Below are 26,751 nucleotides of genomic sequence, written 5' to 3' on the forward strand. Positions count from 1 at the left end.
CACAAACAATCTCTACAGTAGTAGATCAAAAATAATGTTAAAAAAATTCAATCGTCCATCTTGAAAGTGCTTTAAAGATGTGTTAGGATAAAGTCGATTTTTAGTAAATTTATTAACTAAAAAGGTGTGAGCTCTTTTGGCAACCATTAAAGACATTGCCCGCGAAGCGGGTGTGTCTGCCGCAACCGTTTCAAGGGTTTTAAATAACGATCTGTCACTGTCCGTAAGCCCAGACACCAAAAGCAGAATTTTTTTGGTTGCCGAGCAACTCGGGTATAAGCCTACCCGGCTAAGGCAATTAAAGCAGAATACGGAACGTGCTGGGAAAACGGTCTCCCTCCTGCTGTGGTGTTCTATTGAGGAGGAAAGAGACGATCCGTATTACGCCTCGATCCGCCGTGGAATCGAACTGCGCTGTGAAGAGCTTGGACTGACGTTGGGCCAGACCTTGCGAGGCCGCTCATCCATCGGCACCCTGCAGAAGGCGGACGGTCTGATTGTTGTGGGCGGCGTTGATCCTGAAGAGGTATTCAAACTTCATCCTGACAAGAACACCATTGTCCTTGTCGACCAGTACCATGAACAGCTGGAGTATGATTCTGTACGACTTCATTTCCGGCAAGCTGTTGATCAGGCACTCGGACATCTACTTGAGCTTGGCCACCGACAAATCGGATTTATCGGCGGTAAGAGCGACGGTGAGCGAAGAGCGCATTATTTTGAACGATTCATGCGGGAACAGGGGTTGTACAATCCTCAATTCGTCCGTATAGGTGCCTGGAGTACCGCGGATGGTTATCTCATGATGAACGAACTTCTAACCCAACAGGAACGACCGACGGCCTGCTTCGCTGCAAGCGATCCGCTCGCTATTGGTGCCCTCCGCGCCCTTCATGGACATGGAGTCAAGGTACCAGAGGATATGGCTGTTGTCGGCTTCGACGACATTGAGATGGCAGCCTTCGTGCAGCCTCCGCTAACCACTGTCCGTGCCTATCCTGAACAGATGGGAAAGGCTGCCGTGCAACTGCTCTCTGAACGGTTTGAGGGGCGTGAACCACCTGCGTATAGCGTGATCGGGACTAAGCTTGTCATTCGGGAGAGCTCATGCAAAAAAGGCTAAAATCAGTACTTGAGAGCCTTATTGTCATTGATCAGTATCCTTACGTAAAACAATAATGATAACCCCCTAAGGAGTGAATATCATGAACATTCATGTTAACGAGGCGCTTGGTTTGTTTCATTTGCAGTCCAAGGATTGCAGCTATATTATCCAGCTTGTAGAAGGATATCCCGCACATGTCTATTGGGGAGCTCAACTTCATCATGACCAAAGTCTCGCAAGTATATTGGAGCTTAGGGAGCGTTGCTCCTTCTCTCCCACTCCCGTTTCTTCCAGCCGTACAATTTCTTTGGACACGCTTCCACAGGAATACCCCCAGTATGGAACAAGCGACTTTCGTCAACCAGCTTACCAGGTTGCACTTGCGGACGGGACTCGGACTACGGAGCTGAAATATAGTGGTTACCGTATTGAACCGGGTAAACCAAAGCTCGAGGGACTTCCTTCCGTCTATACCGAATCGGATGATGAAGCCACAACCCTCTTTTTGATCCTTGAGGATCCATACTCTGGGCTTAAGACTACACTGCTCTATACTGTATTTGCGAATCACAGTGCCATTGCTAGGTCTACTCTTTTTGAACAAAAGGGAAGCGCTACCATAAATATTGAACACGCCATGAGCGCCTCTGTCGACTTCGCCGATTCCAACTACCAAGCTCTCTACTTACCTGGAGCCTGGGTTCGGGAAAGACATATCCAACGCCGCGATCTCGGACCCGGCTCCCTTCGGCTCGAGAGCCGAAGGGGTTCCAGCAGTCACCAAATGAATCCATTTCTGGCACTGCTTCGTCCTGATGCGACTGAAGATCGTGGGGATGTGTACGGTTTCAGTCTAATCTACAGCAGCAACTTCGTCGCACAGGCAGAAGTAGAGCAGTTCAATCAGACTCGTGTAAGTATCGGAATCAATCCTTTTGACTTCTCCTGGCGGCTTGAGCCGGGTCAGTCATTCCAGACCCCTGAAGCCGTATTGGTCTTTTCCGAAGAAGGTCTTGGGGGCATGTCACGCACCTATCACCGACTCTATCGCACACGTCTTTGCCGGGGGACTTACCGTGACAAAGAGCGTCCTATTCTCGTGAACAATTGGGAAGCCACGTATTTCGACTTCGACGCCGATAAAATCGAAGCGATTGCCAAGGAAGCAGGCCCCCTTGGAATTGAGCTCTTTGTTCTAGATGACGGTTGGTTTGGTAAGCGCGACAACGACGACAATTCGCTTGGGGACTGGTTTGAAGACCGTCGCAAGTTGCCTGGCGGGCTTGCCGACCTGGCCAAACGGGTTAATGAACAAGGATTACAGTTTGGCTTGTGGGTTGAGCCGGAAATGGTATCACCTGATAGTGAACTGTACCGCAACCATCCCGACTGGTGCCTGCATGCGGAAGGTCGGCGGCGGACGGAAGGCCGATCCCAACTGGTGCTCGATCTCTCCCGCAAGGAAGTATGCGACTACTTGTACGAGACGCTTAGCTCCGTATTCTCGATCGCTCCGATATCTTATGTTAAATGGGACATGAACCGTAACATGACGGAGATTGCTTCGGCTACAGCTCCTAGCGAACGACAAAAGGAAACTGCGCACCGTTATATGCTCGGACTTTACGATCTGCTGGAACGTCTGACTTCCCAGTTCCCGGACATCTTGTTCGAAAGCTGTTCCGGAGGCGGTGGACGATTCGATCCAGGAATGCTCTACTATATGCCGCAGACATGGACCAGTGACGATACTGATGCCATTGAAAGATTGGCTATCCAGTACGGCACAAGCATCGTGTATCCGGCCAGTACCATGGGCGCACACGTATCGAATGTACCGAATCACCAGGTGGGGCGAATCACCTCCCTCGCTATACGCGGCGACGTGGCAATGAGCGGGAATTTTGGCTACGAACTTGACCTAACTGCCTTTACAAATGAAGAAAAGGAGCTCGCTGCCAAACAAATCGCCCAGTATAAGGAAATTCGTTCCCTTGTACAGCAAGGAGATATGTATCGACTCCTTAGTCCATTTGAGGGCCGAGGCGACACGGCCTGGATGTTCGTTAGCGAGGACCAGTCCGAAGCTTTTGTCGCTTACTTCCGTGTACTAGCTGAACCAAATGGCCCCATCCGGCGACTAACTCTAAAAGGACTTGATCCAAATAAAAAGTATATAATCGAACACGGGGCGACGGGCAACTCTGAAGTCCATACGGGTAATACCTTAGTGGAAGATGGCGGTTCCCCCTTCCGCGTAGCATTTGATGGAGAAATTTTCGGAGGTGACCGCCTAATGAGAATTGGGCTTGTTGTCTCCGATCTCACTGGAGATTTCGCCAGCTCTACCTTCCGCCTTAAAGCTGTCTCCTGCTAATCATGGACCAGCCAGTGACGATAAAAAATTAAAACAAGGCAGGCCGATTTTCCGGCCTGCCTTGTTTTATAACTTTGGTCCCTGTAGATTAAAGACACACAAGAGATTGCCAAGCAATTGATCATTTAATAGCATCCTTGACTTTGATTCTCCATATCATATGATCAGAGCCTGCTCCCCAATAATCTTTTAATAAATAATCAGGAGTTCCAAATTTCTTTTTCCATATTTTCTGCGCAATACGATATCCACTATCTAAACAAAATTCTTCTACTCCTCTATTTTTCAGTGTCAGATACATTGATTTCAACAATAAATTCCCTACCCCAATCTTCTGGTAGTCAGGGTGAACAAGTACAGTTCCTACCTCGCACAAATTTTTAAATGTAGCATTGGTAGATTTACTTATTAGTTCACTTACTAGTCCATATTCAATAGAACCTATTATATGATTCCCATCTACAGCGATTAAGAAGTATCGTTGTTCACCGTGACTCTCAAAGTCACGTTCCAAATATACCCTCTTAGTCTCAATTTCCTCATCTATGTCTTCCAGCATATGACCAATGCCTTCTTTAGTAAACGTGTCTATAATCACAATTCTAAACAATTCATTTATCTTTTCGATGTCCTTAATTTCCGGCCTTCTGATTTCGACATTATTCATCTAATTTCAGCCGATGTACGTTTCAGTACGAGACGCTTTGAAAGCACACGATTCGATAACTCCATCAGGCTTTTTATTTCATAAGTGGGTTGAATGCCAGACACATTTGTTTTCCCAGCGGGGTTGAACCAGCAGGTATCGATTCCGTATTGGTTCCCTCCTTGAATATCCGAGGTCAAAGAATCACCAACCATGAGAACCTTACTTTTATCTGAAATGGCTAGCTTAGTAAATGCATAATCGAAAATACCAGCTTGTGGCTTTTGGCAACCCATTTCCTCTGAAATAATTACCTGCTCAAATACATCACGCAGCGGTGAAAGCTGAATTCTGGAGGTTTGCACCTCTTTGATTCCATTCGTAATGATCGCCAAACGACAATCAGACAGCATATCACATAATTCAACCGCTCCGTCCATCAAAAAAGCACCTTCGCCCAAATAACGTAAATATGCCGCACTAAAGGCATCTGGATTGAAATCTAGATCATGAATAGTAAATAATCGCTTAAACCGTTCCACACGCAGTTGCGCTGAGGTAATGTGTCCTTCCTCTGCCTCTCGCCACAACGCACTGTTGATTTCATCATAACTAGCTTTATACTCAGTGGCCCCTTGTGGCAATCCAAATTGGGTAAATGTATTATGTAGCGCATGACTTTCTGCCTTTTTAAAATCAAACAGCGTATCATCGACATCAAATAAAATAATTTCGTATTTCATAACGACCTCCGTATCATTGCTTTACTAAATTGTTCAGTTCTATGAGCTTAGAGTTGTTTCTGATAGGGCATAAAAAACGGGAATTAGACTATCAATGTAACATGATCTCCCGGTTATTATACAGATCCTAGTTAAGCCGTCAAGTCACAGACAACCAGGATGAAGTAATATTACCCAACAGTTTATTTACTTTGTTTGTTTTATCAGATAAATCGAGATCGTATCTTTCTTCTAATATTTTGTCAATCTTGTTTATTGTTTATCATCTTCTATATGTTTTTGATTTTCTGGCTGTCCTAATTGAAATTAAAAGATTACCGTTGGAACCTATGATAACAATATTTCGCTAAAGTTGGATATTGGTGACGAACATGAACTGATTGACGATTTGAGCTAGTGAGAAGCGCATGCGTTTTGCCAAGCCGCTGACATATCGATTTATAAAAAGAGGAGAATGCTTCCTCAAGCTGCCCCTGATGAGACAAGCCTATAGGTAACCATTCTCCTTTTAAAAATTTAGTCTAATTGTTCTCCATTCGTAGCAATAACATTTTTATACCAATAAAATGATTTTTTCTTTATGCGACGTTTTGTACCTCTGCCCATATCGTCCTGATCTACATAAATATATCCATAGCGTTTTGACATTTGATTAGTTCCGGCGCTAATCATATCGATACAGCCCCAGCTCGTGTAGCCAAATACATCTACACCATCTGCAATTGCTTCTTTTACTTGTTTAATATGTTCTTTTAAATAAGAAATACGATAATCATCCTCAATTTTATCGCCCTCCTCTAATACATCTAAAGCGCCATATCCATTTTCAGCAACAAATAATGGTTTTTGATAAAGATCATACAATTGGTTTAAAGCAGTTCGTAGGCCTTTAGGGTCAACCTGCCATCCCCAATCACTTGTTGGCAAATAAGGATTTTTAACTCCTCCTGTAAGTAGATTTCCTACCGCTCCTTCGATTCTTTCTGGATGTGCACTGACTGCGCTAGACATATAGTAGCTAAAGGACACGTAATCAACCGGATAATCTCTCATAATTTGTTCATCTTCGGGTTCTGTTTCCAGTACTACATTCTTTTCTGCAAGCATTTTAGCTGTGTAAGCAGGATAATAGCCTCTCGCCTGAACATCTGTAAAGAACAATGAGGTACGCTGTTTATCTACTGTAGCTTGAACATCATCTGGATCACAGCTATAAGGAACAAGTAACTGATAACTAACCATGCATCCTACCATTGCTTTAGGATTACTCTCTTTGCATGCTTTGGTTGCAAGAGCACTTGCTACAAATTGATGATGAGCGCCTTGAAATTTTGCTTGTTCAATATTAGGGTGATTTTCCTCAATAACCCCTAAACTTACATATGGGTGATGGGTCACACAGTTAATTTCATTAAAAGTCATCCAATATTTCACTTTGTTTTTATATCTGTCAAATACAGTTGAAGCAAAACGAACAAAGAAATCTATTAGTTTACGATTCACCCAGCCACCATACTTTGTTGAAAGATGTAGTGGCATTTCATAATGAGATAAAGAAACAACAGGCTCTATTCCATACTTATTCAGTTCATCAAAAACACGATCATAAAACGCCAATCCTTCCTCATTGGGTACTAACTCATCACCATTCGGAAAAATACGAGTCCAAGCAATTGACATGCGATAAGCTTTAAAGCCCATTTCTGCAAATAATGCGATATCTTCTTTATAATGATGATAAAAGTCTATCCCATGTCTTTTGGGATAATATTTTTTACTTGCAGGATCTTGAGCTTCTTCTATTTGCTTATGAGTCATTAAATGCCACTGATCTGACCATTGCTCTTTCGGCATCTTTTCATCAAACGTATATACATCAGCCAGAGAAAGTCCCTTGCCGCCAACATCACTTGCTCCTTCTAGTTGATTTGCAGCCGTTGCTCCACCCCACAAAAAATCTTCTGGAAATTTTGTTTTCATTTGAAACATGATAACCCTCCTATTAGTACATAGATCCTATGTCAACAAACTATTATTTTTATGAACAGAAATGCATTAAGAAACTCTAACAGGCTTTAATTGATGATCTCATCTTAGCTTGCAAGCGCCTTCTGTTCTTCTTTATATTTCTGATTGTCCATGATCTTAAAGAACGGGAAGTAAATAACAAAGGATACAGCAAACAAAATAAGCTGTAAGACGATCCCCGAGACACTGCCAGTCATCAGATATCCGCCTATAAGTATCGGCATTGTCCCAGGAGGCAACACACCAATGGGGCTCGCTACCCATCCATAATACATAGATAGATAGGTTATCAACACGCTAATAACTGGTGTTATAAGAAACGGAATCAAAATGATTGGGTTTAATACGATTGGCATACCGAAGATTAACGGTTCATTGATATTAAATAGTCCGGGTCCAATGGCTAGTCGTCCCATTTGCTTCAATTGTTTACTCTTAGAAAAGAAAAACATTGCGAGCACAAGACCAAGTGTTGCACCGGATCCACCGATAAAGATAAGATATCTAAATTCTGCCGTAACAATATTATCGACGGGTAATCCTGCTGCGTAGGCAGCTGCGTTCTCTGATGTCAACTGTAACCAGATAGGTAACATGACAGAACCTACAATTGTAGAACCATGTAACCCAATCGCCCATAACAAATTGATTAATAAGAATACAAAGATTGTACCAACTAGGCTTGTACCAACATTGGTTAAAGGTTGTTGTAGAAGTTTTGCGACGATAGTGTGAACGTTTTCAAAATGAGTAAAGTTTTCAACAAGTAAACGTATAACCCATACACTCACGATGACAATAAAACCTGGAATAATTGCTGTAAAGGATTTTGCAACAGTGGGCGGAACTCCATCTGGCATTTTGATAACAATATTCTTTTGAACGACCCTACGGTAAATTTCTGTCGAGAAAATTGCAATAAGCAATCCTACGAATAAGCCTTGACTCGAAAAGTAATTAACATTCATTGCTGTTGTGACCACTTTATCTACCGTAAAAGTTGTATTAGGCGTGACAACAAAATACGAACATAATGCTACAGCCCCTGAAGCAAGTGGGTCCACTTTATAACTCTCAGCTAGCCTATATCCGACAGCAAAGGTAGCAATTAATGCGACCAGATTAAATGTACCATTGTAAGGATAAAGTAAGGTTGCTTTGATATCTGGATGAGCTTTTAAGAAGTTTATATAAGCTGGAATTGGCAGATTTGCTAAGATTAGAAACACGGAACCGATAATAATAAATGGGATTGTTAGAACCATTGCATCGCGAAGTACTTGTAAATGCCGTTGACCAGCAATTTTGCCTGCAATTGGCATTACCTTTTCTTCTAAAAACTCAGTTATTTTACCCATAACATCGTGTCCTCTCCCGAAGATGTAATTTCTTGTAGCGATGCCACTTCTATTTGGCTTGAACAATCTCTATTTTGAACGCTTATATAGCTCGATCATTTCTGTAACAAGCAGTGAAATGGTTTCTACACTCATGAGTTGGTCTTCTGCATGCATTAATATCAGTGAGAAATCAAGTTGCTCTCCATTTGCTTCTCTTTTTACTAATGAAGAATGCGCTCTATGTCCTTCTCTAAAAAATTGCTTTGACTCTTCTAACTTTCCTTCTGCTAATTGAAATTCTCCTTCTTTTGCCGCATAAAGTGCCTCAATTACTAAGCTTTTAGCTGTACCTACGTTACTAATAATGTTAAACGCCACCGTATAGTATTCTTCTTTTACCATAACTTCTCCCCTCTTATCTTTTATTGTTTAGTAACAAATTCTTAATTCAAATCCTTTGTTATTTGCTTTTTATTAACTGTAATGCATCTTCTAACACTTTTTCACCGTTCATCATACCGTAATGTTGCATATTAATAGCTTCAATAAAAATATTTTTATCTGCCAATTTAGTTTCTAATTGCTTTTTCAAATATTTCACCTGAGGCCCTAATAATATGACGTCTACATTTCTCTCTTTCAAAGTAAATTCAATTTCAGAAGCCGATTTGGCAAAAATATCTACTTTTATGCCTTTTTCCTCAGCTGTTTTTTGCATTTTCGTTACTAATAAACTTGTACTCATTCCTGCTGCACATACTAACATAATTGTATTCATAATCTTTTCCCCCTTAAATTCCTTCATTTACTGAACAACTTAAGTTTACAATTAAATCGCTTTCTTTTTAACCGAACCTTTTTCCAAAAACAATAGGAAACGTTTGTGGTGTAAAAAACGGCTCCTTGTTGTTTCAGTTTAGTAACTGCATGATTTCTTCCACGGAGTCTTTGGCAAGAATTCGTTGGACGATCTCCTTATTCTCTATAAGCGAACCGAGTTTCTTATACATGTTTTCTAAATCGACATTGTTTCCTTCTTTAATGTTTAACAAACAAATCAACTGTACCATTTGCTTATCATTCCATCGAATTGGGCGTTTTAACGTACATATGGTCCAGAAAGTTTCTGTCGTAACGGGAAGAGTCGGATGTGGAATGGCTACTAGATTACCAAAACTTGTTGGAGCCAATGCCTCCCTTTCTAATACTAAAGATACATAATCATCAGGTACAAGACCTTGTTTAACCAACTTACTACTTAAAAAATGAATAACGCTTTCCTTTGTTGTTAATTCTTTTTTCACAAACACCCGGGATGGCTCAAGATAAGTATGAGCTTCTCTTTGCTGTTCTGAAGAGGATAAGAGGTTCCTGATTCGATTTAGATCCTTATCATCTAAAAAGGTATTTACTACATAGACGGGTATCCCTATATCCTCTTTGATCGGAACTGTACTGATTATAAAATCTATAGAGGATAAATCGGCTTCTGCTAATTTATAATAACTGATTGTATTTACAATTTGTAACTTATTTTCAAATAAATTAATTAATCGATAATACAGTAATTTTGCGCTTCCGACACCTGAAGCACATACAATAATCACTTTTTTTATCTTGTTGTTTTTATTTTTCATTCTTTCTAAAGCAACTCCAATGTGTAAAGCTATAAAAGCCACCTCATGTTCTCCAACTTCTAAATTCAAAAAATTGTTAATACACTTGCTGGCTATAAGAGCTCCTTCAAATGCCGCTGGATAATTTACTTTAATTTCATTTAATAAAGGGTTTCTAATGTTCATTTTGTACCTAAGTCTGTTCATTGCAGGCCTAATGTGAAGTGTGAGTGCTTGAATGAATTCAACGTCATGATTGAAATCCCAATTTAATTCTTTCTGTAATTTATTCAGAATACAACTCACAATGGATCCGACTTCATCCAACTTACTGTACTCTGACAAACTTTCTTTTGGAAGCAATTTAGTACCTACCAAATGGGTAATAACATAATTGATCTCCGAATCAGGAAATAGCAATCCTGTAATGTCTTCTATTTCTTTGACAATTTCATGGGCCACTATTTCTTCGAAAGGGTAGTCTTTTTGTAAATATACCGACGGATTATCAATTAAAAATCCCTCTTCGATTCTCTTACAAGCAATAATTAAATGAATAGCAAGGTTTTCTAAAGAAATATCTGATATTTCAATTTTGTATTTGTTTACTTTTTCGATTATTACTTCTTTAATTTTCTTGTATTCCTTTTTATCAAATAAAGGAAAGTCCTCATGAGATTGATTGAAGTTTTCTTCTCTTTTGTATAAATAATTTGATAAACATGTTCGTTTCATAAATTCATCACCCTCTATATACAAGCCGTAGTGGGGGCGATTTACTAAATTCAGGTTGTACTTTTCCAGTATTTTTCGCACTTCTTTTAAATCGTTTTGTATTGTAGATTTAGATACAAACATTTCTTCTTCAATAGTCACTAATTTTATATAGCTATTTTCTAACAAGAAACGGCTCAACAAATAAATAACTCGGTTATCTTGTTCAGAAAAGTCAATTGTAGAATGACTGAGTTTATCATTAGTTAAGTCATTGAAATTTTGATTAAACAAATCTTTATCGGTAATTTTTATGTCGTATCCTTTTCCCCTAATCAATTCTAAATTTAGACCCATTGGAGCAGACTTAATTTGTATATATTTCAAATCATTACGTATGGTTCGATCACTAACATTTAATTCTTTAGAAATCCATGCAGCAGTAACAGGATGATTTGAACTAATTAAGTATAAGAGTATTTCTTTTTGCCGTTTTGAAAACAATCTTATCCCTCTTTCTTTAAACTTACTTATTAAATTTAAGTCATGGAAATGACAGACGGAGTGTCATTTAGAATTCACAGTATTACTAATTTTATTCTCTGTCAAACAAATCACCGAACATGGCAGTGACATCCGAAGAAAACACTCGATATAAGCTCTGTTTGGGCGCAGCATGAAGTCAATTGCTAATGACCTTATTAAACGTGATTACAAGTTTCGTCAACTCCATGTTATACGCCTTTCCTAAGCTCAGTTATGATCTTTGTTAACATCAAAAAAGTCGACTCCTTATTAAATAGGAATCGACCGTTTAAAATCCTAGTGATCTTCATTAATCCATTTGGCTAATGTTTGATCAAAATAATGTGGTTCTTCAAACATCGGGTTATGCCCACTATGTTCAAAAATCACCTTTTTCACGTTCTCGTAGGTGTCATCGACCCTATCCCATAATGAAACAGGTGCAACCAAATAATCATACCTTCCCAAACCAATAAATACGGGTTTATGGATATCCGCCAGGGATTGTATCAAATTCATGTTACCGAAAGCTTCTCCCCATAAATAATCAATGATAGGCATGTTCGTGTACACATCATTCCACGTGTAAGCCGCATCATAGGCATAATCATAAAAGCTTTGGGCTCCCATTCGTATACACATGTGAACAAACCTTCTATCAGGGTCTCTTTTGATATCTTCCTCTAATAAAACAATGTCCTTTTCAAAACGTTCCTTTCTTTCTGGACTGGCCGTTTCATAAAAGAATGAAGCGCTTTGCCGCTGTCTTTCCTGGCTGTTCGTAGGTGCTGAATTTAAAAGCACCACTTTTTGAACATAGTCCGGGTATTGTTTAGCATATTCCAAAGCCATAAAGGCATGCCCGGAATGTCCTAATATGATAAATTCGTTTAGATGAAGGCATTGTCTTGCTGTTTCTATATCATTAATAACTTTATCCAAAGTATAGTCTTCTGGTTTTAAAGCTCGAGTCGGTTTTGCAAACCCTCTATGATCCAGAAAAATAAACTGAAACTTTTTATATAAATGGTCTGAAAATAAGCGAGGATAATATACACTACTGCCGATCACCAATATCGGCCTTCCGTTACCTGTTATAGCATATTTCAGCTCAAATCCATCACTAATAACTGTTTGATAAGTGCTCATTTATAATCTCCTTTTCTTTTTTAAATCACTCCCTTTCCTTTGTGTAATTCCCTTGTATTCTCCATAGAACGTTCCAACACTTCAACTCACCTCAGAAAGTACATTTATTTTTATGAGAAAAGTTTAACATGTTTTTTTCAAAAACAAAACTGGTTTACTCTTGTCTTACTTGTCTTTACTTATGGGATTCATACTTCATTTTTGACAAGCACATCTTTTTGGAAACAAAAAAACCGCGATAATCGCGTTTTTTTATGTAGAGGTCATACTTTTATTTGCTTGGCGACGTCCTACTCTCCCAGGACCCTGCGGTCCAAGTACCATCGGCGCTGGAGGGCTTAACGGTCGTGTTTGGGATGGGTACGTGTGGAACCCCTCCGCTATCGCCACCAAACATGAATTTACATCGTAAATTCTTCCGTATGGTTATTCGGTTCATCACTTATCGTGAGCTGCTTTCGCTTTTTTAGATAAAATACTGAAATGTTCGCTTAGCTTAAAGCTGTAGCCAAATCCTGTATCAAAAGTTCAGCAGGCTCATGCCCTACAGCCAGGCGGATAAGCGATTCAGGCATGTGTTGTTTTTTTAGACTCTGCTTATTGAAGCCGTAGTTTGGTGAGATCACCTGGCTCTCCATAGACCCCCAAGATACACCGATCCGGATCAGTCGCAGTTTATTGATCACTCTACATATATCCTCATAAGTCGAATCCTTTAGTTCAAAACTGAATAATCCAGCATACCCTTTGAGCTGTCTACATACCAGCTTATGTTGTGGATGAGAAGGAAGTCCGGGATGATTCACTTTGGAAATGGACGGATGATCTGATAGAAAACGAGCAACCAACAGAGCATTCCTTTGATGGGCTTCCATACGGAGCGGGAGTGTTCTTAGACCCCGAATGAGTAGCCAGGCTTCAAAAGGAGCTAACGAGCCGCCAATCAACTCATACTCTTCAGCATACATACGGTTTATTATCTCTTTAGAAGCGATCACTGCCCCTGCAATTAAATCATTATGACCACCCAAGTACTTGGATGCGGAGTGAACAACGATATCTACGCCCCATTCCAATGGTTTTTGGAAAAGGGGTGTAGCCCATGAATTATCTATGATTGTACGTATACCCTTTGCTTTGGAAAGCGAAGTTACCTCCTGAATATTTACCATATCGAATGTGAATGAGGTAGGAGACTCCATAAGAATAGCACGGGTCTGCGATTTGATGGCATCAGCAACTGCTTCCGTAGAAGTCGAATGTACGATTGTATAGTCTATATGGAACCTCTTTAAATATTGGGCTAGGCTGACGGAGGTTTCATATATGTGTCCGACCAGAATCAGATGGTCCCCTGCGGATAAGCTACACATTAGAGAGGCACTGATAGCAGCCATTCCGCAAGCAAAGCACTTGCAATCCGCCCCACCTTCCAGCGCAGCAATCATTTGCTCTGCAATCTGAACGGTAGGATTGGTTCCCCTCGAATAGACATAATGCTCCTTTTCATTATTAGCCGCTTCAGCATAATCTTCGTAAGTATCAAAGAAAAATGGAGCAGTCTCATAAATAGGAGGAGCAGCAGCCTTAGCAAAATACCCTAGTTCGTCCTCAAATCGGAGACAGATAAGCTGATCATCCGAGAAACTCAAACCTGATCACCACTTTCTAAAAAATTTCAAACCTATAAGAGGTAGTCTCCTCAATCCGGGACTCAAATATTCTATACGTCAAACTCTTCTAGACCCTATGCTGGTTGATTTGCGAAATTCGGATAATTATGAGGCTTCCAAATGTCTTTCACTAAATATCCAATTCATAAAAATAGCGTATATTTTTGGGGTGCAGGGCAAAGATATGCTTTATCAATAAAGAGGGGGTTCACTTGTGTTGACACGTTGGATTAGAAATGTTCTGAAACCTGGAAAAAGGTACACACAGGATATCGAAAAATCTAAACAGCAGGCCTCTTCAGAACCCATAAATCCATCATTAGCACATACTCTATCAATACTTAAATTAAAACTCGGACAAAGCTCTGATTTTATCATTCGTGATTTTTCCGAAAGTTCTGTCCATGCTGGACATCTCGCCGTTTGTTATATCGAGGGGCTGATTGACCAAAACTTGCTTTCCGATTTAATGGAGGGCTTAATTACAGAGCCGGTCTTCGCAGCTTCTTTTAAGCTTGAAGAAAATACCGCAGTTTCGCTAATAAAGAGAACAATCCCGTCAGGAAATATTCAAATGATACACTCGCAAAATGAAATTTATCAATCCATCCTCTCCGGTAATGCTGTCATTGCTATCGATGGAAGTACATATGCCCTGACAGTTTCCATCGCCGGCGGAGTAAGACGAGCTATTCAGGAACCCAGTACTCAAACCGTAGTTCGGGGTCCTAAAGAAGGATTTACGGAGGATGTCTCAACCAACATCACACTGATTAGAAGAAAATTGCGGACACCTGACCTTAAGTTTGAAAGTCATATTATTGGGCGATATACACAAACTAAAGTTATATTAGCTTACATTGAAGGTGTCGCTAATCCAGAAGTCGTGCATGAAATTACTAAACGGCTTCAATCCATTGATACAGACAGTATACTTGAAAGTGGCTACATAGAAGAATTCATACAGGATGAACCACTTAGTCTCTTTCCCACCATGCTGAACTCAGAGCGTCCGGATACAGTCGCAGGAAGCCTTTTAGACGGACAAGTAGCTGTTCTGATTGATGGGACGCCATTTGCTCTGATTGCACCTGTAACCTTCTTTAATTTCTTTCAGACGGCTGAAGACTACTACCAGAGATATGACATTTCATCTTTTTTAAGGGCTCTTCGTGTGGTATCTTTTTTAATCACTTTGTTGCTCCCTTCTCTATTTATAGCCCTGACGACTTTTCAACAGGAAATGATCCCTACCACGCTGTTAATTACACTGATGGCTCAACGGGAAGGAACTCCTTTTCCCGCATTATTGGAAGCATTAATGATGGAATTGATGTTTGAAGTAATTCGTGAAGCCGGTGTGCGAATGCCTAGGGTCATCGGGCCAGCCGTTTCCATCGTAGGAGCTCTAGTTATCGGGCAGGCAGCGGTGCAAGCCGGACTGGTCTCAGGTGCAATGGTAATCGTTGTTGCCTTCACAGCTATATCGAACTTTGTGATCCCATATGTCACCTTGGCTTCAGCAGTCCGATTGTTGCGGTTTGCTCTTATGCTAATAGCGGGGGCTCTGGGCTTATTCGGTATTCTGATAGCGCTTATCCCCCTTTTAGTTCATCTTGTATCACTCAAATCATTTGGAGTTGATTATTTTATGCCCTACAGCCCCTCCTTTAAGTCCAATATGAAGGATCTTGTCATTAGAGTACCGTGGTGGGCTATGAAAACAAGACCAAATGGAAAATCAGCTTCCAACAAAACCAGACAGGCAACTCACCAATACCCTGCCATTTCAGATGAAATTAGAAATGATGACAAGTCTGATACCGAAAAATAGGAGAGATCAATGGTGAGCCAATTTAGAGTTAGTTACGTTCTGTGTATTGCAGGATTATTACTTACAGGGTGCGTGGATCGAACAGAATTGAATGAATTAGGCATCACAACAGCAACTGGAATTGATGGACATCAAGGCGACTGGATCAATACTTATCAAATCATCATTCCATCAGCTATGACGACTGGCTCAGGTGGTTCTTCCACGGGGGCATCGCAAAGCGCTGTACATACTTTTTCTACACATGGAAAAACACTAAGAGAGACCGTTACGAAGAGTAGTCTGGAATACCCACGTAAATTGTATTTTGCTCAAAATAATGTAATCGTTATTGGAAAAAAAGCAGCAGAACAAGGCATTGAAGAAATTATTGATATTTACCTCCGTAACCTTGATTCACGGGAAACTGTAAAAGTATTTATTGCCAACGGAGAGGCTCGTGATTATTTAAAAAAGCTTGTACCACCAGAGAAAATTCCCGGTCAAGCTTTAGAAAATATTATAGAAAAAAACAGAAGATATGGATCGATTTATCCATCCGTATCTATGTATGAATTTATTTCGAAAATTAGCTCCGATAGTGGTGCAGCCGGAGTTCCAGAAATATCTCTTGAGGGCTCCGAGCCGGAGAAACTAGATTCTGTTGATGTGTTCAAGGAAACATCCGCTAAAAGTAAACTTAAGTTGTCGGGCCTAAGCATTTTCCGGAAAGACAAGAGAGTCGGACACCTAAATGAAAAGGAAAGTATAGGGGTTTCATGGTTAAACAACCAGATTAAAAACACCACTATAAACTATGTGGATGGGAATGCTACGGCTGCTTTCCTCATCCGGAAGGCCAAGGTTAAGATTACGCCAATAAAGAACTTAAATCATTTTTACCTAAACGTTGACGTTAAAACTACCGGAGATCTTTTGTCAGCCTCTTCGCAAAGAGAAATGAAAAATATGCAAAGTATAGACCAATTGCAGAAGCAAGCAGCAGAAATTATCGAGTTGCAAATCCGGGAAGGCTGGAAAGCCTTACAGCAAAATAATATCGACCTTATTGGTATTGGGAATAAAATTCATCAGAAGAACCCAAAAGACTGGAAAAAAATAAAGGAAACGTGGCCTAAGGAGTTAGCAAACATGGATATAAAAATAAATGTAAAAATGAAACTTGCACGTCCAGGATTATTTGGAGAGTCTTTTAACGAGCTATTGAAATGAATGGAATAAACAGGCAGAGGTGAATTGAAGCAATGCGTCAAAATTCAATCCGAGTATCAGAGCTGATCATTTGTATGTCTTTGTTTGAAGTTGGAAGTACAACTTTGTTTTTAATGGGAGCTGAAGCAAAGCAAGATGCTTGGTTAGTCATGTTGATAGGCGCCTTAGCAGGACTACTTCTGTTAATGCTCCATCTTGCTATCCATCATCAAGACCCTGAATTAGATTTGTTCATGTTGTTTCGCCGTTACATAGGAAAATATGTGGGTACAACGATTAACCTGCTTTTTGTGATGTACTTCACATATGAAGCTTCTCGGAGCTTACGCGATTTAGGCGAGGTGACAGTCCTGGCTTTGCTACGCCAAACCCCCTTGTGGCTCATCATGTTGATCACAATCATGGTTGTATCCAATACGATTCGTTACGGATACAAAGTATTGTTCCTATTTTCCTTATTCCTTTTCCCTTTTTTTGTACTTGGATATACTATAATACTATACTAATTCCGGCAACCGGTCTCTTTCACTTTGAAAATTCTCTTCCGATTCTAGAGGAAGGATGGAAACCCATTTTTAAAGCCGCTATTCCTGAGCTTATCTCCTTTCCATTCGGACAGATTGTATTATTTCTTGTATTTTATCCGCTTGTACATAAAGACCGGAATCTCACAAAAACTGTGATCTTTGCCTATAGTATTACCGCCCTTTCTCTGATATTTATCAATCAATTGAATATTTTTGTTCTCGGACCTAAGATCGCCGTAGATAGTACACTTCCTCTGTTGGAAGCCGTTCAGTTGATTGAATTGGCGGATGTGTTCGAACGAATGGATGCCCTTTTCACCTTGCTTCTTTTTCTTGGATTGATCATCAAAATGTCCTTATTTTTTAATGGCGCCGTGATAGGACTTGAAAAAATAACTGGAGTCGGATTTAAAAAGTGGATTTTCCCCCTTGCAGCACTTATTTATGGGCTTTCTTCTTTGTCCCCTAACTTTACTCATCACATGGTAATCGGTCGAAAAATTGTAATTAATACTTGGTTCCCTATTTTTCAGATTGTACTCCCTTTGTTTCTGTTTACAGTTATTATTATTAAAAGAAGAAAAAAGACAAATAAACAGTCCTCTTCATGAGAAGATGGTAGTTCAATACCCCAAAGTTCTGCCTCTATCTCAGTAGCTACACCATACACGGTAAGAAGCGCAGAACTGTAGTAGCCTATCATTCAAATTTTATGATGCTTTTTCTATTTCATCGGCACGATGTGAAGTGTTCCATCCTCGCTAAACTCTGCGTAGGCGATTTCGTCGATACTATCATATCCCTGCTCGCGCACCTTTACTTTAATCTCTTCAATATCGATTGACTTCCCACGCATAGATTCGTTCAGGAGTTTTCCTTTATCAATGACTGTAACAGAAAAAAGATCAGGCTGTGCATCTATTCCCATATCCTGAGCGGCGGGTGGCTCGTATTCGGGTTTGCGCATGACTGACAATGAACCATTCGTTTCTAACGTGGCGTACCAGACCTCACGAAGAGAAAAAATATTTTGCTGGCGTAGCATGGAGAGCAGCTGGGTAAATTCTATATCATATTTTTCAAGCATCTCTTGATTGACCTGGCCCTTATCCACGAGAAGCACTGTTCGACCTTCTGCCATATATCCAAATTTCACAAAACGGGTCGTCGCCTTTTCAAAAAAGTAGGCCAGCGCGCACCATAGTGCCAAAGCAAACAAAAGCTGCCCAATGGTCACCTTATCGTCATATAACGTATTTCCCACAATTTCGCTTAACACCAATGATGTTAGGAAATCGAGTGGTGTTAACTGACTGAGTGTTTTTCGACCTGTAATAAAAGTAATGATCCACAAGCCAAAAAAGCTGATGATCAATTTGACACCAATCGTAACAAATACCTCCATAAATAGGCCTCCCGGAAGAAGTTGTTTTCCTTATGTGTTATTTACACCTGTCTACCTCAGCATAAACAGAGGGTTATTCCTAAAATGTCCGATTAAAAAAGCCCGCTACCAACTAGAGGCAGCGAACTTTAATTATGGCTAGTATATAATCTTAATCTCTCAGATGTTTATCAAAAAACTTCTTAACAACGTCCAATATATGTGGCTGGGTAAAGGCAATATGCCAGCCCCCATAATTTTGTACATAGTAACATCATTGCCCGCTAGCATGGACTCTGGAGACATGATTATCTACTTTTCACAAGAAGCTGAATCGCTTCTTTAACCAGCTTATCCGTGTCTCCTCCTGCCTCTTGCTCTTCCAATATACATCGTTGCAGATTCTCTGCTACAATTTGGGCAATCGCTTTATCTGATGCGTTACGTACGGCAGATAACTGGCTAACGACGTCTTTGCACGATTTACCTTCATCCATTAAACGAAGTACCCCACGTACCTGTCCCTCAATCCTCCTCAGGCGCGTTTTCAGTTCATCACTGTAATTGTAATCCATAAGTAATGCACTCCTTTTTTGACTTACCATATACACGTATAGGTATATTATAAACCAAAAAAATAAATAGGATACCCTAAATAAATAGATTCACCTTCCCCTGCGAAGCATCCCCCAAGTAGGCGGCTACTCCAGCATATTCCAAACCGTCGATTAGCTCTTCTTGCTGCAGTCCTAACAAATCCATGGTCATGGTACAGGCGACGAGCTTGATCCCCTGCTCTCGTGCCAACTCTATAAGCTGCGGCAAGGAAAGCGCATTGTGCTTTTTCATGACATGCTTGATCATCTGTGGACCGAGTCCGGCAAAATTCATTTTGGATAGTGCAAGCTTTTTGGGTCCACGAGGCATGATCCAGCCAAAGGCTTTTTCGAGCATTCCCTTATTGGTGCTCACGATTTCATCCTTGCGCAGCGTATTTAGCCCCCAAAAAGTAAAGAAAATAGTTACTTCATGATCATATGCTGCCGCTCCATTCGCAATAATGAATGCAGCAATCGCCTTATCCAGCTCCCCGCTGAATAATACAATCGTTGTTTTGGACTGAACATGTTCTTGATTATTTGTATAAATTCCTGCTGTCGTACTCATATGGATTCGCTTCCCTTAGTTTCTCCAGCCCATTCGGATATGCCTGAAAGCACAGATTTGACTTTTTTAGCGCCTTTGGAAACTAAGAACTGACAAGCCATTTCACTGCGTGCTCCAGCTTGGCAAATCACTGCGATCTCTTCTTCCAAGTTCAGCTCAGAAAGTCTGTTCTCCAGTTCGCCAAGAGGGATGTGCTTAGATCCAGGGATATGTTTAAGCGCAAATTCAGCGGGTTCACGAACATCAAGCAAAATGAAGTTCTCTTTTCCAGAACATTTTGCTTGTAGCTCTTCATGGCTTATCGTAGAAGAAAATATTTGCTCCTTCTTCACTTCAGCCGGATTTGCTTTTCGTAAATAATGTCGCATTACATCTCCTTCTTGGAGGGTGCCCAAATATTGATGTCCGGTGTTTTTAGCCCAGCTCTGAAAATCGGCTAATGAACCTTTGTCAGTCGCCTGAACCTCTATAATCTTTCCGGGAACGAGCTCATTCATAGCCTTTTTTGTTTTTACAATAGGCATAGGACAAGCTAGCCCTTTGCAATCAAGAATATGATCTGCTTGGATATTGTTAGTTGATGACATTCTATAACCTCCGCCTGTTTTTTGAGGGGACTTAGTTTAGTTAAATTTCTTTATACATATACCCCTATGGGTATTAGAATAACGAGACTCGCTTCTTTTGTCAACTTATTTGGCCGTTTTTTCTCAGAAGCAAATGAAATCATGTCTTGAACAAAATAAAATTAAAAGCAAAAAAAGCCGCGCAAAAACGCGACTCTAATACATAAACCAAAATTAATCGTCTTTTTTCATCAGTTCTGGCAGATCCAGCGACATCGAAATATTACACAGCATACCTCTGGCGAGAAAAAGCATCGTTCTTTCCATTGCTTGTTCAATACCTGCCCGTCGGAAAGCATCATAAACCGTCGTATGAATTTCACGGAATCCTTGCTGCATCACGCTTACAACCTCATCCTCGCGGATCGTCTGCGCCTGCATTTGCAAAAGTGTTTCATTGCGGTATTCCATCATAATTTGCGAATAGGCTGCAATTAGCTCTTGCTCGAGCTGTTCAGATGAGGCCGAATGAATAACTCTGTGAAAAGAGTCTATGATACGTGCAAATGAAACCTTCAAGGCTTCAACAAGCAACGCTTCCTTGGTAGCGAAAAAACGAAAGACATAGGGCTGAGAAATATTGGCCCGTTCCGCAACTTTGGCTGTTGTAGCTCGGTAGTAGCCCATCTCTGCAAACACTTCAATGGCAGCAGATATGATTTCCTTTTGGCGATTTATAGATGTTGACGTAGCTTTAGCCATATTTTTTTCATCCTTTAATTTAGCACAGTTTTCTGATTAGTGATTAATCAATTACAAATCAGTATAAACGACATAACCTAAAAATGCAATGAGTTTGAACAAAGTCGCCTCCGCAATTCTGACGGAAACGACTCTGTTATATACATCCAATTATGGCGTCTTAGAGTTAAAATATAATCGGATATAATTGACCTTTTGCGTTTTGGTTTGATAGGAAAATACTAAATAATAACTAAGTCCTGATGTGTTATTGATCGTATAATTAGCTTCTGCTGTGTCAGGTATGTCTCTAGAGGTGTCAACGGTTTCCGTAGGTTGGCCCAATTCGTCAACAACTTGTTTGATAAGCAACTTCTTATAGTCTGGATCGGAAGATGTGATTTCTGTAACTTTATCGCTTCCATCCAGCACGATGTCTGTATGATACTTAGCGTAGCTTCTCATAGGACCTGTAGAACCTGACTCAGATTTCCCCCACAGCTCAAATAACAGATCGCTGCTAGTTCCCAAGCCAAGACCTTTAGGCAAATTCGGTAAGGTCCCCTGCTTGGCTGCGCTGAATAAAGCGGCTGCGGAGCTGTGTTTACTGTGAGATGAAGCTGTACTACTGGCAGGTTCTTGATGGGTAGAGGTTGAGCCTTGACCATTAGTATTGAGATCCGTGTTTTGATCTGTAGAACTAGCAAGTGATTTGACTGTTTCTGCTTTAGTAGGAGCAGTTGATTTTGCTTCCCCGCTATTGCTGCATCCTGTCATCACAGCAAAACCTATAGCCAAGAAAGCACTAGTGGTGATTAGCTTGCAAGCCAATTTTTTACGATCATGAGATTGATGTGTATGCTTCATTATAAGATCACTCTTTCCTTGTTCATGGGTACAAAGCAAGTGTAACCGAACCTCGTTTCCAGAATACCTCTACTTGTATCCAACTTGTAAACAAGGACATTGATGATTTTCTAACATACCCTATTTACGACCGTAAGCTCCCAGCTGTTGTTTAGAAAAGGAGTAAGGAGAGTCACTCTTCTTCAACCATATATTCCCTTTAATGATGAAGATGTATACAGCAAAAACAAAGTAGATCGTACCCGCAATCCAGTCTATTGCCGTTGGGATGTCTCGCTGTACTATTTCATGAATATACCAGATTCCGACTGGAACATGCAGGAGAAGTGCCGTAAACAAGCCAGGATTATATAAGGTTTTTGCTTTAATATTGACAACGATACCGTGCCAAACGACCTGAAAGAATCCCATAAAAATTGGTGCGAGTCCAAGCCAGACTACTTGCGGGAACCATACGGGGAGCAGATAAAACACGTAGGCAATTGCTACATTGATAATCATCGCTGATTGAGTGTTTAAGGGGTAATGATCCGGTGTATCACTTTTAAACATAACATTGTTAAATAAACCAGCAAAATATCCAGGCCAGCGGTACTCCTCAAATTGATGAAATAATATAGCTACAAAACTCAACCATAACATGCCTGTTATATCCGAAAGGATAGCTGGATTCATAAGTAAAACAATACATACAACCACACCGATTATAGCCCCTGCATCTTGCCAATATTTTCTTAAAAAATTCATATTAGTCACCCCTATGATTTATTTTTGATCAAAATATCTTTCGAACAGCAGATTTAATTGTTCCTCTATTGAAGGTATTTCCACAACTGCCCCTGATTCAAGAATCGGACTCATCAGTGCAGGCAGAAAAATAGCTCCAAATATTTGCAGCATCATCGCTAACAAGCGCTCCGGCTGTTGCTCACCTGTCAGCTCCTTGATCGTGCTCTGAACCTTTGGAAATCCCATGATGTTTAAAAACCTTCCGTATTCCTGTTGAGATGTAAAGGGCGTGCTGCCCATGGCAATAATTCGCGAAAGAAGCTCTGGATATTGACGAATGACCTGTAGATAGTTAAGTAAAAATTGTTTCAGTCTATCTTGGGGGGGCATCGCTGTATTGTCCAAAATAGAAAAGGTGTGCTGAAAGCCATTTAATATCACTTCAATAGCTTCACTGAGCAGATTTTCCTTGGAGCCAAAATAATAATTAACTAAAGAAATATTAGTAGCAGATAGGTCGGCAATTTTTCTGATTGTAACCGCTTCAAAACCTTCCTTTTGAATAAATTCCAGCGTAGCGTCTAAGATTTTTTCTTTGGTTTGTTGTTTTTTGTCTGGGTGATTCATGTTTTTCCTCCTCCTGTTTCGTCCAATCATAACGGATGAATGAAATGGGACGATTTTATGTAAATGACTTTTCAAACAATAATTAAAACGTTGTTTAAATTACTGTTTGAACTCAGTTTAGCACTTTATATTTCACAAAACAAGGAGCAATTTGAGATTTAGGGAATAGAAAAACCCGCATAACGAATGAGATCGTTTGCGGGTCGATTGAATGGAGATTGAGAAAAGGCCTAAATGGCCCAATTTCCTTTGCGGAACACGGCTTCTTTACTTCCGTCTTGCAGTTCGCCGTCAATATCCAGCTCAGCTGAGCCGATCATGAAGTCAACATGAGTCAGGCTGACATTGGCACCGTTCTGGAGCAGCTCCTCCCGGTTCATTTGTGTCCCATTTTCCATATTAAATGGATACGCACTGCCTAGAGCCAAGTGGCAGGAGGCATTTTCGTCGATACCTGTATTGTAAAAAATGCGATTGAGATTGGAAATCGGTGAATCGTGCGGCACCAGTGCAACTTCTCCCAAATAGCTGGCCCCTTCATCCGTAGTGAGCAAATGAGTCAAATGCTGCTCGCCGGATTCTGCTGTATATTCAGTGACTTTACCGTCCTTAAAGGTAAACGTTATGCGATCCACCAGTTGTCCATTTAAATTGAGTGGCATGGTACTTGTGACATGACCATTCACACCTGTACGCTTAGGCATCGTGAACACTTCTTCTGTCGGCATATTCGCGACAAAATAATCTCCGTGCTCGTTCTCACCACCACCGCTGCGCCAAATATGACCGTCAGCCAGTTCAATTCTCAAATCTGTTCCTGGTGCACGATAATGGAGGCTTTTATACTTTTTATGATTCAGCTTGTCTTGTACCTGTTCAAGGTTTTTCAAATGTTTCTGCCAATTCTGAATAGGATCAGAGCCATCTACACGGTTCATTTGGAAGATTGTATCCCACATGACACGTATACGATCCTCTTCTGCTACATCTGCAAATACTTTATCGGCCCAAGCCTTCGTCGGCGCTTTAATCAAACACCAGCTAATTTTATGATTTCGGGTATATTTGGAAAAACCTTCTCTCGCCGTAGCTGCCGCCTTAGTCGCACGAGATACCTTTTGTGGATCAATGCCTTGATATAAATCCGGGTTCGGCACTTTAATCGTTAGTGTGGCTCCACCCTCTTCGGCAAATTTCTCCATCATTTCTGCCTTCCAAGCAGGATAGTAATCAAAGCTGGCTTCGTCACCATGTTCAAAACGACTACGTGTAATGGAATCATCCTCGAACTCTACCTGTACATATTTAGCGCCTGCTTCATAGGCTTTGCTGACAATCAGGCGTGTAAACTCAACAGTTTCCAGTGGTGCAGTTACCAAAAACACCTGTCCGGGCTGAATGTTAACCCCTACTCTTACGACCAGTTCTGCGTATTGCTCCAACAATGATTCAAACGTACTCATTTTTCCACGCTCCTGTTCCGTTTTGATTATATTGAATGATTTCATCACTACAGTACGGATTGCTTCTCCAGTTCACGCAGCTCCACTCTTCGTATTTTGCCCGAGCTAGTTTTAGGAAGCTCTTGAATAAACTCTATTTTTCGTGGATATTTATAAGGCGCCGTCCATGTTTTCACATGATGTTGCAGTTCCTTCACTAACGCCGGTGATCCTTCTACCCCAGCTTTGAGTACGACAAAAGCCTTTACAACATGTCCACGGATTTCGTCAGGGCTGGCTACGGCAGCACATTCCTGCACGGAGTCATGCTTCATAAGCGCTTCCTCTACTTCAAAAGGACCAATGGTATAGCCAGAACTGATAATGATATCATCCCCACGTCCTTCGAACCAGAAATATCCATCCTCATCTTTGCGAGCCCGGTCTCCCGTAACAAAATAATCTCCGTGGACACTAGCTAATTTGCGTTCTGGATCATGGTAATACGTATGGAATAATGCCGGCAGATCAGCGCGTACCGCAATATCGCCCACTTGCCCCGGAGCCAGCGGAATGCCCTCCTCGTCTACGACCTCAACGAGTCCCGGTGCAATAGATTTGCCCATCGAGCCTGTGCGCAGAGGTGCATCCTTTAAATTACCAATAATTAATGTGCTCTCTGTTTGACCGTAGCCGTCACGAATCGTAATGTTGAACTGCTCCTGAAACTTATTAATGACCTCCTGATTGAGAGGCTCTCCCGCAGAAACTGCGCTGCGCAATTGGGATAGATCATATTGATCCAAACCATCCGTTTTCGCCATAATCCGGTATTCTGTCGGCGTACAGCACAACACTTGGATTCCGTACTGCTGCATGAACTGCAAATACCGACCTGGACGAAACGGACCATTATATACGAATCCGGTCGCTCCATTTCCTAGTACGGATAAAAACGGACTCCAAATCCACTTTTGCCATCCCGGTGCAGCTGTAGCCCATACTATATCTGAAGCTTGAATATCCAACCATGGTGATGTTATCCGCAGATGAGCATATCCCCAGCCATGGCTATGTACAACACCTTTAGGATTTCCTGTGGTGCCGGAAGTATAGGCCAGAATGGCCATGTCGTCACGGTGCGTCTTCACAGCTTCAAAAGTATCTTCCTGTCCATCCATCAGCTCATTCAGCACGAGCCAGCCAGATACATCTGCCGTGTCGTCCCCGGAGACCACGATGCGATAATCCAGAGCAGGCAAATCATCATTTATTTTGTCCACTTCGCTTGTTACTCCGGTCCAGGCAATGACTGCGCGCGCTTCTGAATGGCGAAGACGAAATGCAATATCCTTGGCACGTAGCATTTCTGAAGATGGAATGACAGCAAGCCCCAGCTTCAAGCAGGCCAGATAAATTACATACGCAATAATACGCCGTGGTACTACGACCAGAACTCTGTCACCTTTGTTAAATCCCAGATTTGCGAGTCCTCCAGCCAGTCGATTAGCCTTTTTCAACAGCTCTCCGTAGGTGATTTCTTCGTATTCTCCTGTCTCACTCAGCCACTTGAGTGCGGTTTTACCAGCATCATGGTGTTCCATTTCCGAAGTCATATTGTAATATTCAGGCGCAAGCCATTGTTGTTGATCTGTCAAATTATACCTTCCCCTTTATACATAAGATGAGATCCACTTTCTTACTGTAGTATAACACGTCTTAGTACCAGGTTCTAATAC

At 41.0% G+C, this 26,751-nt stretch carries 25 protein-coding genes and 1 rRNA gene; 6 read left to right on the plus strand and 20 right to left on the minus strand.

What is annotated here, in order from left to right; all coding sequences use genetic code 11:
• Window positions 1–136 precede the first annotated feature (136 nt).
• On the plus strand, window positions 137–1,123 hold the full coding sequence (locus MKX59_RS15365; protein ID WP_025723649.1) for a LacI family DNA-binding transcriptional regulator: 987 nt from the start codon (window positions 137–139) through the stop codon (window positions 1,121–1,123).
• A gap of 82 nt (window positions 1,124–1,205) precedes the next feature.
• Entirely contained in the window at window positions 1,206–3,482 is a 2,277-nt protein-coding gene (locus MKX59_RS15370; RefSeq protein WP_076265394.1) for an alpha-galactosidase, read from the plus strand.
• A 121-nt stretch (window positions 3,483–3,603) separates the two neighbouring features.
• Here the strand turns inward: MKX59_RS15370 and MKX59_RS15375 are convergent, their stop codons facing one another.
• The 10 genes from MKX59_RS15375 to MKX59_RS15420 all read right to left on the minus strand — a co-directional run bounded on the left by MKX59_RS15375 (window position 3,604) and on the right by MKX59_RS15420 (window position 13,895).
• On the minus strand, window positions 3,604–4,149 hold the full coding sequence (locus tag MKX59_RS15375) for a GNAT family N-acetyltransferase (RefSeq protein ID WP_076265393.1): 546 nt from the start codon (window positions 4,147–4,149) through the stop codon (window positions 3,604–3,606).
• Window positions 4,146–4,871 (minus strand): YjjG family noncanonical pyrimidine nucleotidase, encoded by a 726-nt coding sequence (locus MKX59_RS15380; protein WP_076265392.1) that lies wholly within the window; start codon window positions 4,869–4,871, stop codon window positions 4,146–4,148. The genes MKX59_RS15375 and MKX59_RS15380 overlap by 4 nt, the downstream gene beginning before the upstream one ends.
• A 516-nt stretch (window positions 4,872–5,387) precedes the next feature.
• A complete protein-coding gene (locus MKX59_RS15385) occupies window positions 5,388–6,860 on the minus strand; it encodes a glycoside hydrolase family 1 protein (RefSeq protein ID WP_218638986.1) in 1,473 nt (490 codons plus the stop codon).
• A 104-nt stretch (window positions 6,861–6,964) separates the two neighbouring features.
• The gene (gene celB / locus MKX59_RS15390) at window positions 6,965–8,257 is read right to left on the minus strand and encodes a PTS cellobiose transporter subunit IIC (RefSeq protein WP_023988562.1); all 1,293 of its coding nucleotides are present in this window, start codon (window positions 8,255–8,257) and stop codon (window positions 6,965–6,967) included.
• Window positions 8,258–8,326: 69 nt separating this feature from the next.
• Window positions 8,327–8,641: a PTS lactose/cellobiose transporter subunit IIA gene (locus MKX59_RS15395; protein WP_023988561.1), complete on the minus strand. Its 315-nt coding sequence runs from the start codon at window positions 8,639–8,641 to the stop codon at window positions 8,327–8,329.
• A 58-nt stretch (window positions 8,642–8,699) separates the two neighbouring features.
• Window positions 8,700–9,017 carry a PTS sugar transporter subunit IIB gene (locus MKX59_RS15400; RefSeq protein ID WP_023988560.1) on the minus strand — a complete coding sequence of 106 codons (318 nt, stop codon included), beginning with the start codon at window positions 9,015–9,017 and terminating at the stop codon, window positions 8,700–8,702.
• A gap of 133 nt (window positions 9,018–9,150) precedes the next feature.
• The gene (locus MKX59_RS15405) at window positions 9,151–11,073 is read right to left on the minus strand and encodes a BglG family transcription antiterminator (protein ID WP_256703700.1); all 1,923 of its coding nucleotides are present in this window, start codon (window positions 11,071–11,073) and stop codon (window positions 9,151–9,153) included.
• Between the two features lie 318 nt (window positions 11,074–11,391).
• Window positions 11,392–12,243, minus strand: coding sequence for an alpha/beta fold hydrolase (locus tag MKX59_RS15410; RefSeq protein ID WP_076265390.1), 852 nt, complete (start codon window positions 12,241–12,243; stop codon window positions 11,392–11,394).
• 277 nt (window positions 12,244–12,520) lie between these two features.
• Window positions 12,521–12,637 (minus strand): 5S ribosomal RNA (gene rrf / locus MKX59_RS15415).
• Window positions 12,638–12,734: 97 nt separating this feature from the next.
• A complete protein-coding gene (locus MKX59_RS15420) occupies window positions 12,735–13,895 on the minus strand; it encodes a trans-sulfuration enzyme family protein (protein WP_076265433.1) in 1,161 nt (386 codons plus the stop codon).
• Window positions 13,896–14,130: 235 nt separating this feature from the next.
• Here MKX59_RS15420 and MKX59_RS15425 point away from each other — a divergent pair, with 235 nt between their 5' ends.
• From MKX59_RS15425 to MKX59_RS15440, 4 genes are read left to right on the plus strand one after another with little or no spacing between them, the layout of a single operon-like run.
• Window positions 14,131–15,750 (plus strand): spore germination protein, encoded by a 1,620-nt coding sequence (locus MKX59_RS15425; RefSeq protein ID WP_071558763.1) that lies wholly within the window; start codon window positions 14,131–14,133, stop codon window positions 15,748–15,750.
• A gap of 9 nt (window positions 15,751–15,759) precedes the next feature.
• Window positions 15,760–16,962 carry a Ger(x)C family spore germination protein gene (locus tag MKX59_RS15430; protein WP_023988555.1) on the plus strand — a complete coding sequence of 401 codons (1,203 nt, stop codon included), beginning with the start codon at window positions 15,760–15,762 and terminating at the stop codon, window positions 16,960–16,962.
• A gap of 32 nt (window positions 16,963–16,994) precedes the next feature.
• A complete protein-coding gene (locus MKX59_RS15435) occupies window positions 16,995–17,468 on the plus strand; it encodes a GerAB/ArcD/ProY family transporter (RefSeq protein ID WP_340858513.1) in 474 nt (157 codons plus the stop codon).
• Entirely contained in the window at window positions 17,447–18,100 is a 654-nt protein-coding gene (locus tag MKX59_RS15440; RefSeq protein ID WP_340859002.1) for a GerAB/ArcD/ProY family transporter, read from the plus strand. The genes MKX59_RS15435 and MKX59_RS15440 overlap by 22 nt, the downstream gene beginning before the upstream one ends.
• A gap of 113 nt (window positions 18,101–18,213) precedes the next feature.
• Here the strand turns inward: MKX59_RS15440 and MKX59_RS15445 are convergent, their stop codons facing one another.
• From MKX59_RS15445 to MKX59_RS15490, 10 genes are all read right to left on the minus strand, one after another.
• A complete protein-coding gene (locus MKX59_RS15445; RefSeq protein WP_068939434.1) occupies window positions 18,214–18,894 on the minus strand; it encodes a YetF domain-containing protein in 681 nt (226 codons plus the stop codon).
• Window positions 18,895–19,181: 287 nt separating this feature from the next.
• Window positions 19,182–19,448, minus strand: a complete 267-nt coding sequence (locus MKX59_RS15450) for a metal-sensitive transcriptional regulator (RefSeq protein WP_013310304.1) — start codon at window positions 19,446–19,448, stop codon at window positions 19,182–19,184.
• Between the two features lie 76 nt (window positions 19,449–19,524).
• Window positions 19,525–20,040 carry a DsrE/DsrF/DrsH-like family protein gene (locus MKX59_RS15455; protein WP_049828400.1) on the minus strand — a complete coding sequence of 172 codons (516 nt, stop codon included), beginning with the start codon at window positions 20,038–20,040 and terminating at the stop codon, window positions 19,525–19,527.
• Entirely contained in the window at window positions 20,037–20,627 is a 591-nt protein-coding gene (locus MKX59_RS15460) for a sulfurtransferase TusA family protein (protein ID WP_023988551.1), read from the minus strand. Before MKX59_RS15460 ends, MKX59_RS15455 begins: the two co-directional genes overlap by 4 nt.
• Before the next feature lie 213 nt (window positions 20,628–20,840).
• Window positions 20,841–21,368, minus strand: a complete 528-nt coding sequence (locus tag MKX59_RS15465; RefSeq protein WP_028541323.1) for a TetR/AcrR family transcriptional regulator — start codon at window positions 21,366–21,368, stop codon at window positions 20,841–20,843.
• Between the two features lie 150 nt (window positions 21,369–21,518).
• Window positions 21,519–22,214: a DUF4309 domain-containing protein gene (locus MKX59_RS15470; RefSeq protein WP_254349154.1), complete on the minus strand. Its 696-nt coding sequence runs from the start codon at window positions 22,212–22,214 to the stop codon at window positions 21,519–21,521.
• A 120-nt stretch (window positions 22,215–22,334) separates the two neighbouring features.
• Window positions 22,335–22,961 carry an HXXEE domain-containing protein gene (locus MKX59_RS15475; protein ID WP_023988548.1) on the minus strand — a complete coding sequence of 209 codons (627 nt, stop codon included), beginning with the start codon at window positions 22,959–22,961 and terminating at the stop codon, window positions 22,335–22,337.
• A gap of 18 nt (window positions 22,962–22,979) precedes the next feature.
• Window positions 22,980–23,570, minus strand: coding sequence for a TetR/AcrR family transcriptional regulator (locus tag MKX59_RS15480; protein WP_023988547.1), 591 nt, complete (start codon window positions 23,568–23,570; stop codon window positions 22,980–22,982).
• Window positions 23,571–23,800: 230 nt separating this feature from the next.
• Window positions 23,801–25,033, minus strand: a complete 1,233-nt coding sequence (locus MKX59_RS15485) for an aminopeptidase (protein WP_340858514.1) — start codon at window positions 25,031–25,033, stop codon at window positions 23,801–23,803.
• Window positions 25,034–25,080: 47 nt separating this feature from the next.
• On the minus strand, window positions 25,081–26,670 hold the full coding sequence (locus MKX59_RS15490) for an acyl-CoA synthetase (RefSeq protein WP_068939443.1): 1,590 nt from the start codon (window positions 26,668–26,670) through the stop codon (window positions 25,081–25,083).
• Window positions 26,671–26,751: the final 81 nt, after the last annotated feature.

The organism is Paenibacillus sp. FSL R7-0340 (assembly GCF_038002205.1).
In the GTDB taxonomy this organism is placed as follows: Bacteria; Bacillota; Bacilli; order Paenibacillales; family Paenibacillaceae; genus Paenibacillus; species Paenibacillus polymyxa_B.